The sequence below is a fragment of the Blautia sp. DFI.9.10 genome (assembly GCF_024461705.1).
Classification (GTDB): Bacteria; Bacillota; Clostridia; order Lachnospirales; family Lachnospiraceae; genus Blautia_A; species Blautia_A fusiformis.
The window spans coordinates 1-13,296 of record NZ_JANGAA010000025.1 but is presented as its reverse complement, the minus strand read 5'-3'; the positions used below and the strand labels follow the sequence as shown (position 1 = coordinate 13,296).

10 protein-coding genes are annotated in these 13,296 nt (G+C 46.7%); all 10 read left to right on the top strand.

Annotated elements, in window-relative coordinates; translation table 11 throughout:
* Complete coding sequence (hpf, locus tag NE671_RS13470) at positions 1-528, top strand: ribosome hibernation-promoting factor, HPF/YfiA family (RefSeq protein ID WP_015526242.1); 528 nt, start codon at positions 1-3, stop codon at positions 526-528.
* Positions 529-670: 142 nt separating this feature from the next.
* Positions 671-1,564 (top strand): hypothetical protein, encoded by an 894-nt coding sequence (locus NE671_RS13465; protein WP_173740525.1) that lies wholly within the window; start codon positions 671-673, stop codon positions 1,562-1,564.
* A gap of 70 nt (positions 1,565-1,634) precedes the next feature.
* Complete coding sequence (locus tag NE671_RS13460; RefSeq protein ID WP_173740526.1) at positions 1,635-3,434, top strand: fibronectin type III domain-containing protein; 1,800 nt, start codon at positions 1,635-1,637, stop codon at positions 3,432-3,434.
* Positions 3,435-3,666: 232 nt separating this feature from the next.
* Positions 3,667-6,246: a preprotein translocase subunit SecA gene (gene secA, locus NE671_RS13455; RefSeq protein WP_021652694.1), complete on the top strand. Its 2,580-nt coding sequence runs from the start codon at positions 3,667-3,669 to the stop codon at positions 6,244-6,246.
* A 255-nt stretch (positions 6,247-6,501) separates the two neighbouring features.
* Complete coding sequence (locus NE671_RS13450) at positions 6,502-7,335, top strand: carbon-nitrogen hydrolase family protein (RefSeq protein ID WP_173740527.1); 834 nt, start codon at positions 6,502-6,504, stop codon at positions 7,333-7,335.
* Between the two features lie 73 nt (positions 7,336-7,408).
* Positions 7,409-8,528 (top strand): peptide chain release factor 2 gene (prfB, locus tag NE671_RS13445; protein WP_110104007.1). Its coding sequence is split into 2 segments (ribosomal slippage): positions 7,409-7,483 and positions 7,485-8,528, totalling 1,119 coding nucleotides; the frame shifts between segments, so codons are not numbered across the junction.
* Between the two features lie 171 nt (positions 8,529-8,699).
* Entirely contained in the window at positions 8,700-9,152 is a 453-nt protein-coding gene (locus tag NE671_RS13440) for an ACT domain-containing protein (protein ID WP_021652696.1), read from the top strand.
* Positions 9,153-9,156: 4 nt separating this feature from the next.
* Entirely contained in the window at positions 9,157-10,368 is a 1,212-nt protein-coding gene (locus NE671_RS13435; protein ID WP_021652697.1) for a homoserine dehydrogenase, read from the top strand.
* A gap of 21 nt (positions 10,369-10,389) precedes the next feature.
* Positions 10,390-11,598 carry an aspartate kinase gene (locus NE671_RS13430; protein ID WP_021652698.1) on the top strand — a complete coding sequence of 403 codons (1,209 nt, stop codon included), beginning with the start codon at positions 10,390-10,392 and terminating at the stop codon, positions 11,596-11,598.
* A gap of 100 nt (positions 11,599-11,698) precedes the next feature.
* Complete coding sequence (locus tag NE671_RS13425) at positions 11,699-12,487, top strand: DUF975 family protein (protein ID WP_021652699.1); 789 nt, start codon at positions 11,699-11,701, stop codon at positions 12,485-12,487.
* Positions 12,488-13,296 lie beyond the last annotated feature (809 nt).

Genomic DNA, 13,296 nt, shown 5'->3' with positions numbered 1-13,296 from the left:
ATGAAATTTATTATTAGTGGAAAGAATATAGCAGTAACCGAAGGACTTAAAACAGCTGTTGAGGACAAGCTTGGTAAACTTGAAAGGTATTTCACTCCTGAAACTGAGATTTCAGTAACCTTAAGCGTTGAGAAGGATCGCCAGAAGATCGAGGTAACGATCCCTGTGAAAGGTAACATTATCCGTTCCGAGCAGGTAAGCAATGATATGTATGTATCCATCGATCTGGTTGAAGAGGTAATTGAGCGTCAGCTTCGTAAATACAAGAACAAGATCGTTGACAAGCAGCAGGAATCCACAAACTTCCAGAAGGCATACCTTGATAAGGATTATGAAGAGGATGAGGAAGTTAAGATCATCCGTACCAAGAAATTCGGGATCAAACCAATGTATCCGGAAGATGCATGCGTACAGATGGAGCTTCTCGGACATAATTTCTTTGTATTCTTTAATGCTGAGACAGAGCAGGTTAACGTAGTTTATAAACGTAAAGGAAATACTTACGGACTGATCGAACCAGAGTTCTGATAGGGAATTTTATTATCACAACTGAATATTGAATGGAAGGCTCCGGGAATCTGTGTGAGAAATCGGCAGGTTTCCGGAGCCTTTTATGTCACAGCAAAATCAGGCTTCTTTTCTGTTGCAAGCAATAGGGGAGAATTATATAATGAAGACATATGCGAAAGGAGAAAGGAAAAAGAAGCTTCCTGTGGTGATCTTAAGTGTATCTCTTGGTATGACCATGATACCGGCTACCTGTATGGCAGCGGAATTTAACAGTGGTGACACCATAAAAGAACAGACTGTGGAGGACCTGGAACTGAGTTCCGGAGAAAACAATACAAAGGATTCACAAAAGTCAGAAATACAATGGACAGGATTTAAATGGGACAGCTATTCCCAGGCAGAGATAACGCTTACGTCAGCCGTTAACGGCGTCTGCTATTATAAATGGGCAGAGCGGGGGGAAGACGGAAATCCCCAGGTGCCTCAGATCGAGACCGGAAATACCGTGAATGATGAGGTTTTGATCAGTGAGGATGAAGAGTTCGGGATCACACTTGCAGACCTGGATACAGACCAGGCAGTTGATCTGTATATCCAGATTGAGGATGAGAATGGGAAATTAAGTGATCTGAAGCGGATGGAGCTGGATCAGGACAGCCGCCCGGCGAAAAAAACAGATTCTGAGAAAAAACATAAAGCATCCAAACCAAAGGCAGAGGACAGTACGGTAGAGGGGCTGGATTCTCCTTTGGAATTCTACCCGGATACATTTTATGATTTTAAGGTTATCGGTGCAGGTACCGATAATGAGGATCCGGAAAACGGAGACATTAAGTGGGTGCCTGTTTACTGGAGCACATCTGCGAATCCGAATTCCAACCGGATCCGAAGCACCTGGAAGATCGGTTCCAAGGAAGGAATCGACCAGGAGGGAACTTTTAATCTGTATGTTTTCTTCCGCAAATATACCTGCAAGGATTCCAAATGGCAGTCTACGGATAAGATACAGTCTGTACAGTACAAGTTTCAGTCAGCCCCACTTTCTGAAAAATAATACTGTGTGGAGTGCGAATATCTCCTTGACATAACAAATATGTAACTCACGGAGAAAAGGAGGAAGGTAAATGAAGAAAAAAGTTCTGGCACTTTTTTTAAGTGCTGCACTTTGTGTGACGGTGCTTCCGGCAACCGGTATGGCTGCAGAGTTTGGCAGCGGTGATGCAGAAATCACAGAAAATGCTGCGGACAGCCAGGAAGTGTTTTCCGCAGAGGAAACTACAGAGTCTATGGGAGAGACTGAGCAGCCTGCAGAAGACAGTGAGGATATTTCTGAGGAAATGGTGGATAACTCTTCCGATGCAACCATGGAAGATGTGGAAAACGCAGAAAATGCGGAGAACAGCGAGGATGCTTTCGGCGGAGCTGAGGAAGGAGTTTCAGAAGAAATCTCCAGTGAGGATGATCCGGAAGTATTATTGACAGAACTGATACCTGAAGAAGCAGGAGACAGTATGGAAGAAGAAAACGCAGAAGCTATGTCATCGTCAGATCCGGAGCTGACAGTGACACCGACAGCGGGTCCGGAACCGACAGTGACACCGATAACGGATCCGGAACCGACAGTGACACCGACAGCGGATCCTGAACTGACAGTGACACCAACACCGGTGCCAAAAATAAACGTAAAATGGACCGGAGAAAAATGGGTAAGCCGCAATTCTGTAAATGTGACACTTAAAGTTGATGCAAACGGAGCCTGCTACTATAAAGCTGTAGCGAGAAAAAAGGACGGAACTTCTGATGTTCCGAGGGTCGATACGGGAAACTCTCGTGTGGCGGTTACTGCAAACAGAAGCTTTGTGATATATCTTAAGAATCTGGATACAGAGAAAGAATTTGATCTGTATCTTAAGGTATTGGGTTCAGACGGAAGAACCAGCAACCTGAAAAAATTAAAGTTGAATTACAGGGGAACCCGCCCGAAATATGATGTGACGCCGACACCGACCTATATACCTTCTATACCAGATGTCAAAGATAGTTTTGTAAGAGGGTTGGATTCTCCGCTGAAATTTACTCCGAATAAATATTATAATTTTACCGTGACCGGTGCGGGAACTACAAATTCAAATCCCGGGCCTGGAGATGTGAAGTGGGTGCCAGTTTACTGGAGTACTTCACCAAATCCAACCGATAACAGGAAGAATACTACATGGCGGATCGGATCTGCCAAAGGAATAAACAAAGCCGCAACTTATAACATGTATATCTTTTTCCAGAAGTATGTTTATCAGAAAGCTGAATGGAAAAAGACTGATGAAGTACAGTCAGCCGTATACCAGTTCCGTTCCGCGGCCCTTACAACGGTAAAGCTTACCACGCCCGGGTTATCCGGCACTTCCAACAGTCCTGCCGGCATCGTCTTCAAATGGAAAAGAGCTGCAAATGCTTCCGGCTACAAGATCTATCGAAGGACCGGAAACAGCAGCAAGTGGGTCAATATCGCTACCGTAAGCGGAAGCAATACGCTGGTCTATACAGACGGATCAGTAAAATCAGGAACCATGTATACCTATACAGTCCGCGCATACAAGGGCTCTGCTTTAAGTGCTTATAACAAAAACGGCAGCCGGATCGTCCGTCTGACAGCTCCGGTGCAGTACAAACCGTCCAGCAAGGCTTCCGGGAAGCTGACTGTCCGCTGGAAAAAAGCAGCTGGCGCTTCCGGCTATCAGATCCAGTATGCGGCCTCAAGGTCCATGAGAGGGGCCAGAACAGTGTCCACCAGTGCACTGACCCGAACACTTTCCGGTTTGAAAAAGGGAAGCACTTATTATGTTCGTATCCGTGCATACAAAAAAGTGAGCGGAAAGACATATTACGGTGCCTGGAGCAGTGTGAAAAATGCAAAAGTAAGGAAATAAGATCTGTAATATCCCGCGGGATCCTCGAAAACAGGATCCTATGCGGGATATTTTCTGTTGTTCCTGACATGATTTGTTAAATAATTGTTCATTGTTTTTATAACAGGAAAGTGGTAGAATATATACCATATGTGATCCAGTATAACGGATATCAACAGAGAACTGGAATGATCCAAAATTGGACAGATCAGAGACAGCAGTCTTATTTGAATAAAATGATTGGAGCAGAAACATGAATGTTTTTTCAAAAGTATTTGGAACCCGCAGCCAGCGTGAGGTAAAACGTATTATGCCGCTGGTTGAAAAAACCGAGAGCTATCAGTCTCAGATGCAGCAGCTTACGGATGAGCAGTTACGAGACAAGACAAGAGAATATAAGAAACGTCTTGCAGAAGGTGCAACACTGGATGATCTTCTTCCAGAGGCATTTGCCACCGTACGTGAGGCAGCCAAGCGTGTACTTGGAATGGAGCATTACCGTGTACAGATCATCGGTGGTATCATCCTTCACCAGGGCCGTATCGCCGAGATGAAAACAGGTGAAGGTAAAACTCTTGTTTCCACACTTCCTGCATATCTGAATGCCCTTGAGGGAAAAGGTGTCCACATCGTAACCGTCAACGACTACCTGGCAAAACGAGATGCTGAGTGGATGGGTAAGGTTCACGAGTTCCTTGGCCTGACTGTAGGCGTGGTACTTAACGACATGAAGCCGGAAGAGCGTCGTGCGGCATATGGATGTGACATCACATACGTAACAAACAACGAACTTGGATTTGATTATCTTCGTGACAACATGGTTATCTATAAAGAACAGCTTGTTCAGAGAGATCTTCACTACTGTATCATCGATGAGATCGACTCTGTCCTGATCGATGAGGCACGTACACCTCTGATTATTTCCGGACAGAGCGGCAAGTCCACCAAGCTTTATGAGGTGTGTGATATCCTTGCACAGCAGCTGGAGCGTGGTGAGGCCAGCCATGAGATGACCAAGATGGCAGCCATCATGGGTGAGGAGGTTATCGAGACCGGTGACTTCGTTGTAAATGAGAAAGATAAGATCGTCAACCTTACCGAGCAGGGTATCAAGAAGGTTGAGAAATTCTTTAATATCGAGAACCTGGCAGATCCGGAAAACCTGGAGATCCAGCACAACATCATCCTTGCACTTCGTGCACATAATCTGATGCACAAGGATCAGGATTATGTTGTAAAAGATGACGAGATCCTGATCGTTGATGAGTTTACCGGTCGTATCATGCCGGGCCGTCGTTACTCCGATGGTCTTCATCAGGCGATCGAGGCGAAAGAGCATGTGAAGGTTAAGAGAGAGAGCAAGACTCTCGCAACTATTACCTTCCAGAACTTTTTCAACAAATATGATAAAAAAGGCGGTATGACAGGTACAGCCCTTACCGAAGAAAAAGAGTTCCGTGATATTTACGGCATGGACGTTGTAGAGATCCCGACCAACCGTGTAGTACAGCGTAAAGACCTTGATGATGCTGTTTACATGACAAAGAAAGAGAAATTCAACGCCGTTGTAGAGGCAGTTAAGGAAGCTCACGCAAAACATCAGCCGGTACTGGTTGGTACGATCACCATCGAGACTTCCGAGCTTCTCAGCAGAATGCTGAAGAGAGAGGGAATCCCCCACAATGTATTGAATGCCAAGTTCCATGAGCTTGAGGCTGAGATCGTAGCTCAGGCAGGACAGGCAGATGCCGTTACCATCGCGACCAACATGGCAGGCCGTGGTACCGATATCAAGCTTGACGATGTGGCAAGAGAGGCCGGCGGTCTAAAGATCATCGGTACCGAGCGTCATGAGTCAAGACGTATCGATAACCAGCTCCGTGGACGTTCCGGACGACAGGGAGATCCGGGTGAATCCCGTTTCTACATTTCCCTTGAGGATGACCTGATGCGTCTGTTCGGTTCCGAGAGACTGATGAAGGTGTTCACATCCCTTGGTGTTGAGGAGAATGAGCAGATCGAGCACAAGATGCTTTCCAATGCTATCGAGAAAGCCCAGGAGAAGATCGAGTTCAACAACTTCGGTATCCGTAAAAACCTTCTCGACTATGACCAGGTTAACAATGAGCAGAGAGAGATCATCTATGAGGAGCGCCGCCAGGTACTTGACGGTGAGAATATGCGTGATGCCATCTATAAGATGATCACAGATATCGTAGACAGCATGACAGACATGTGCTTTTCCGATGACATGGATTCTTCTGAGTGGGATCTTAATGAGTTCAACACTGCGATCACTCCGATCATCCCGATCCACCCGCTGACCGCAGAGAAGGTAAAAGGCCATAAGAAAGACGAGATCAAGCATATTGTGAAGGAAGAGGCTGTGAAGCTTTATGAAGCGAAGGAGGCTGAGTTCCCGGAACCGGAACAGCTTCGTGAGCTTGAGCGAGTTGTCCTTCTGAAATGCATCGACAGCAAATGGATGGATCACATCGATGATATGGAAATGCTCCGTCAGGGTATCGGTCTGATGGCATACGGCCAGAGAGATCCGGTTGTTGAGTACAAGATGAACGCATTCGAGATGTTTAACAGCATGATCAGCTCCATTCAGGAAGACACTGTACGTATGCTGTATCATGTTCATGTGGAGCAGAAGATCGAGCGTGAGCAGGTTGCTAAGGTAACCGGCACAAACAAAGATGACAGCGCAGGCCCGAAGAAACCGGTTCAGCGAAAAGAAGATAAAGTATACCCGAATGATCCGTGCCCATGCGGAAGCGGCAAGAAATACAAACAGTGCTGCGGACGTAAGGCTGCCAAGATCTGAGAAGGAAGATAAAAATAGTCTCACCCGGATGATGTGGTGGGGCTATTTTTTCTGGGATTTCTGTTACATAGGAACAGAGTACAGCGAATATTAAATAATAGTCATATAGACTTGTCTGATTTTTTATATGCTGCGTTGTCGTCAATCGCCGTAGCCACCGCTACGCTTCATTCTCCCGCCCTGCATATGAGAAAGTCATCCTGCGTCAATAGAGCAGATACTTAATTTTCGCTGTAAGAGAAGGGACATGATAATATGGCAATTATAAAAACTGCAATTCTTCAGATACATGTATATACTGATAAATTTCGCAATATCACCCAGGCAGCAGAACTTCTTGCCAGCCCGGAGCTTCAGGGGATCGATCTGGCAGTCCTGCCCGAAATGTTCTGTTGCCCCTACGAGAACAAATACTTCCCGGAATATGCGGAACCAGAGAGGGGATATACCTGGGAAAAATGTTCCCGACTGGCGGCAGAACACGGAATTTATCTCGTAGCAGGAAGTATGCCGGAGAGAGATGAAGCCGGCAATATTTATAACACTTCCTATGTCTTTGACAGAAATGGTCATCAGATCGGTAAGCACCGGAAGATGCATCTTTTTGACATTGATGTAAAAGGCGGCCAGTATTTTAAAGAATCCGATACTCTGACACCGGGAGACCAGGTGACGGTTTTTGATACAGAATTTGGAAAGATGGGCCTTTGCATCTGTTACGACTTCCGTTTTCCGGAGCTTGCCAGGCTGATGGTGGACGAAGGCGCCCAGGTAATCATCGTGCCGGCTGCTTTTAACATGACAACAGGGCCCCTTCACTGGGAGCTGATGTTCCGCCAGAGAGCCGTGGATAACCAGGTATACACCATCGGAGCTGCCCCCGCCAGAGACCTGAACGCCGGGTATCATTCCTGGGGCCACTCCATTGCCGCAGACCCCTGGGGAAAAGTCCTCATGGAGATGGAAGAGAAGCCGGCTGTGAAGGTTGTGGAACTGGAACTGGACGAGGTAAAAAAAGTCCGTGAGCAGCTGCCGCTTCTGAAGCACAGGAGAGGGGATATTTACGCCCTGACCACGTTTTCGTTGTAATTTCCATGCCCATATGGTATTGTATAAGACAGGCAGGAAATCCTGTATCAATATATAGAAAGAAGGTGAAGCTGTGGTTGAGTTAGATCAGTTCAAGAGTATTCTTGCAACATACACAGAGCCATTAGTGGAAGTGAGGGATTCACTTTGACCTCGCTAACAAAGAGCAGAAGGTCGAAGAATTAGAGCGCGAGATGGAGGCGCCTGATTTCTGGGATAATGCGGAAGCATCCCAGATGAAGATGAAACAGTTAAAGAGTCTCAAGGACGATATTGAGACATACCATAATCTGGAAACACAGATGGAAGATATGGAAACCATGATCGAGATGGGATATGAGGAGAATGATCCAGAGATCGTCCCTGAGATCCAGGAAATGCTGGACGAGTTCCAGGCAAGCTTTGACAGCATCCGTGTGAAGACACTCCTTTCCGGAGAGTACGACGGAGAGAATGCCATCATCAAGCTGAACGCAGGAGCCGGCGGTACAGAAGCCTGCGACTGGTGCGGAATGCTTTACCGTATGTACAGCAGATGGGCGGAGAAGAAAGGCTTTGCGCTGGAGGTCCTGGATTACCTTGACGGTGATGAGGCCGGTGTGAAATCCGTAACCTTCCAGGTGAACGGAGAGAACGCCTACGGTTATCTGAAATCCGAGAAGGGTGTTCATCGTCTTGTACGTATTTCTCCGTTTAATGCAGCAGGAAAGAGACAGACCTCTTTTGTATCCTGCGATGTTATGCCGGATATCAAGAAGGATCTGGATGTTGAGATCAATGATGACGATATCCGTATCGATACCTACCGAAGCAGTGGTGCCGGTGGACAGCATATCAACAAGACATCCTCTGCGATCCGTATCACCCATTTCCCGACAGGAATCGTGGTACAGTGCCAGAATGAACGTTCTCAGCACATGAACAAGGACAAGGCCATGCAGATGCTGAAGGCCAAGCTGTATCTGCTGAAACAGCAGGAAGCCGAGGAGAAGCTTTCCGGCATTCGAGGCGAAGTGACAGATATCGGCTGGGGAAACCAGATCCGTTCCTATGTCCTGCAGCCATACACCATGGTAAAAGACCATAGAACCAATGAAGAAACCGGTAATGTTGACGCAGTTCTGGACGGTGGTATTGACATTTTTATCAATGCATACCTGAAATGGATCGCGCTGGCGAAAAAGAAAGAATAACATTACTGTCACGGAACCCCATAAAGACAGAGAAAAGGACTCCGCAGGCAAAAAAGCGCTTGTGGAGTTTCTTTTATTATGATAATATATCTCTTGTACAAAAACAGTTGTCTTTATGAAACGGACAGGAGGCTGCTGGCCACAATGTGAACAGCAGTTAGAGAGGTTGCTATGCAGAAACAGGTTGAAAAGAAAAAATACTATGTAGTAAGAGAACGGGCAGTGCCGGAGGTACTTCTCAAGGTGGTTGAGGCCAAGAGACTGCTGGAATCCAAACGGGTGGCTACTGTTCAGGAAGCTGCTGAAAGGACCGGGATCAGCCGCAGTTCTTTTTACAAATATAAGGACGATATTTTTCCTTTCCACGAGGAGACCAAGGGAAAGACCATCACCTTTATCATTCAGATGGACGATGAGCCGGGGCTTTTATCAATGGTGCTGCAGACGATTGCCCGTTTTCACGGTAATATCCTGACCATACATCAGAGTATTCCCATTAACGGAGTCGCAACGCTGACGCTGAGCGTTGACATCCTTCCGGGAGAAGGCGACGCAGAGGCTATGGTGGAGAATATTGAGCAGAGAGACGGTATACACTATTTGAAAATTTTAGGCAGGGAGTAAGCATATGATAAACATAGCAGTATTAGGCTACGGTACAGTAGGAAGCGGAGTTGTTGAAGTCATTAACACCAATCATGAGAGCATTAACAAGAGAGCTGGAGATGAGATTAACATCAAGTACGTTCTTGATTTAAGAGATTTTCCGGGAGATCCGGTTGAGAAAGTTCTGGTTCATGATTATGAAGTGATCGTAAACGATCCGGAGGTAGATATTGTTGTTGAGGTTATGGGCGGGATCGAGCCGGCTTATACCTTTGTAAAAAGAGCGCTTCAGGCAGGAAAGAGCGTAAGCACATCCAATAAGGCTCTGGTAGCCAAGCATGGTTCTGAGCTCATGGAGATCGCAAAAGAAAAAAATATCAACTTCCTTTTTGAGGCAAGCTGCGGCGGTGGTATCCCGATCATCCGCGCATTGAATTCTTCGCTGACAGCAGATGAGATCGATGAGATCACAGGAATCCTTAACGGAACCACCAACTACATGCTTTACAAGATGAGCACAGAGAACTGTGATTTTGATACGGTTCTGAAGGAAGCTCAGGCAAAGGGCTATGCAGAGGCAGATCCGACTGCAGACGTAGGAGGTGCTGACGCATGCCGTAAGATCGCCATCCTTTCTTCACTTGCATACGGAAAATTCCTGAATTACGAGGATATTTATACAGAAGGAATCACAAAGATCACACCGGCAGATATGGAATATGCAAAAGAGCTTGGCATGACTATCAAGCTTCTTGCCACAAGCCGCAGGATCGGAGATTCTTTCTATGCAATGGTAGCGCCGTTCCTGGTAGGCCAGAGTAGCCCGCTTTACAGTGTAAATGATGTGTTTAATGCAGTATTTGTGCACGGAAATGTTCTTGGAGATGCCATGTTCTACGGAAGCGGAGCAGGTAAGCTTCCGACTGCAAGTGCAGTAGTTGCAGATGTTGTGGATGAAGCAAAGCATCTCCACAGAAATATCATGACAAACTGGAGCAGCTATGCCCTGAAGCTTATGGATATGGATGAAGTTGAGGGACGTTTCTTCGTACGTGTGTCTGATACTACTATGGATGAAGTGGAAAAAGCTTTTGGTGATGTACAGACCATCGAGCCGGATGACCTTCCGGACGAATTCGGATTTATCACACCGGTGATGAAGCAGGCTGAATATTATGAGAAGATCAGCAAGCTCACCGGAAAAGTACTGGCAATGATCCGTGTAAAGGATTGATGCCGAAGGGAAGAAAAGAACATGTTGATTGTAAAAAAATTCGGCGGTACTTCTGTGGCAAACAAAGAGCGTATCTTTAATGTTGCCAGAAGATGTATCGAAGATTACAAAAAAGGAAACGACGTGGTGGTCGTGCTTTCTGCAATGGGTAAGTATACCGATGAGCTGATCACCATGGCAAAGGATATCAATGACAAACCTCCGAAACGTGAGATGGATATGCTTTTTACCATCGGAGAGCAGATGTCAGTGGCACTGATGTCCATGGCTATGGACAGTCTGGGAGTACCGGCTGTTTCTCTGAACGCCTTTCAGGTAGCTATGCACACAACAAGTGCACATAGCAGCGCACGCCTGAAAAAGATCGATGCGGCACGTATCCGCAGAGAGCTGGATAACCGCAGGATCGTTGTGGTCACAGGCTTCCAGGGCATTGATAAATATAATGACTATACCACACTTGGACGTGGCGGTTCTGATACCACAGCCGTAGCTCTTGCGGCAGCGCTTCATGCAGATGCCTGTGAGATCTATACCGATGTGGACGGTGTTTATACCGCTGACCCGCGTAAGGTTCCGAATGCCCGCAAGCTCAAGGAGATCACTTACGATGAGATGCTGGATCTGGCAACTCTGGGTGCGGGAGTGCTTCATAACCGTTCTGTGGAGATGGCAAAGAAATACGGCGTGCCGCTGGTGGTACGTTCCAGTCTCAACAACAGCGAAGGAACTGTGGTAAAGGAGGAAGTAACAGTGGAGAGAATGCTGATCAGCGGTGTTGCTCTGGATACAGATGCAGTACGTATTGCTGTGATCGGACTTAAAGATTCACCAGGAGTGGCATTTAAGCTTTTTGATACCCTGGCTAAGAAAAATATCAATGTGGATATGATCCTTCAGTCTATCGGCCGTGCCGGAACCAAGGACATTTCCTTTACTGTTGATAAAAATGATTTGGACGATGCAATGGGTGTTCTGGAAGCTAACCAGGCACGCATCGCTTATTCTGAGCTTCATGCGGAGAAAAACATTGCCAAGCTTTCTATTGTAGGAGCAGGTATGATGAGCAATCCGGGTGTTGCTGCAAAAATGTTCGAGAGCCTTTACAATGAGGGTGTGAACATCAATATGATCGCAACATCTGAGATCCGTGTGACGGTTCTCATTAACGAGAAAGATGGCGTACGTGCCATGAATGCGGTACATGATGCGTTTAATCTTGCAGACTAAACAGATGTGAAATATGAGAATATGATATATCTGAAGTAAAAAATGACGGGGCGGAGGCTTGGATGAGTCTCCGCCTTCTATAACGAAGGGATACAGAATTATGAGAAAAAATCTGAAGGGCTGTAAGAAGCTGGCAGGGGAAACTCTGGCCGGTAATTTTACGGTCCCTGTGATCGGGAGTATTGCGGTTGCGGCGATGAGCGCAGTTTCAAGCTATATTTCCACAGCACTTTTTCCGGGAGATTCCCTGTATGCGATCATTGGAGGAGAGGTATTCAGCTTTGTCCTTTCTCTGGTGATCTGTATTTTTTCCGCAGGACTTTACCGGATCTATCTGAATATTTCCAGAAGGGAAACCTACTCTTTCGGAGACCTTCTGTACTTTTTCAGCCATCAGCCGGATCATGTGATCGTGGCATCCTTTGTGCTGGCATTGATCAATCTGGTGACATCACTTCCACTGGCGTGGTTTTCTTTTACAAGCAATATGGGAAATACAACGGAGGAGCAGATGAACTGGGCAGTAACTTACATGCTGCTCACACTTCTCGGGTTCGCGCTGAACCTGCTGGCAGCTATGCCGTTTACCATGAGCTATTACATCCTGTCCGATAATTCGGACATAAAAGGAGTGCAGGCACTGAAAGCCAGTGCAAAGCTTATGAAGGGACATTACTGGGAATATATGAAAATGCTCTTAAGTTTTGTTCCGTGGATCATTTTTTCCATATTTACATTGTATCTGGCACTGATCTGGCTGGTGCCTTATATAGAAACCTGTATGGCAGTTTTCTATCGGAATATTTCCGGAGAGTTTGATGAACCTCCAGAGGATCCTTATCCTCCGGTAACTCCGATCCCGCAGTTCCACGATGAAACAGAAGCCTGATCGCCTTCCGGAGGATGTTTTCCCTTTCCGGGAGGATGCATGAAACGCAGGTGATGCCCTTTCCGGGGGGTGATGCTTGAGACGCAGGTACTTTCCCTTTCCGGGGGACCATTTTGGCATGGGCAGGTACGAGGGGGAAAGCACTCAAAGTTGCGAAGCCCGCTTTTCCCCCTCGAGCTCCCCCTTTCCGGGCACGCAGCTATTGTAGGTTGTAGAAATATGTGAAGATATTGGAGGGGCGATGGATTCTACTACGTTGGCTGTGGAAGGTTGAGCCGATTTATGCTGACGTAAATATATTGGCGAAGCCTGTTCCTGAATAACAGCGATACACCACAATCCAGAGAACAAGCCCGCTACGCAGTCCACTTTCCCATTCAGCCAGAAGCGATAAACAGTGAAGAAGCAATAATCAGCGCCGAAGCAACAATCGGCTCAGCCTGCTACTGTCGGTACAGCAGAATACAGTGCCGAAGCAATAATCGGCTCAGCCTGCTACTGCCAGTGCAGCAGAATACAGTGCCGAAGCAATAATCGGCTCAGTCTGTCACTGCCAGTGCAGCAGAATACATGGCCGAAGCAATAATCGGCTTAGCCTGCTACTGCTAGTGCAGCAGAATGCAAGGCCGAATCAATAATCGGCTCAGCCTGTCACTGCCGATACAGCAGAATACAGGACTGAGCCGATGCACTTACACGTTCCACAACGCATCACAGCGGCGTGGCCAGGAGGGGAAGAGCGCGAGAAGGGGATACGGCCCAATGCCATTTAGATAGAACATTTTGTAGATGATTCTTTATGTTACATT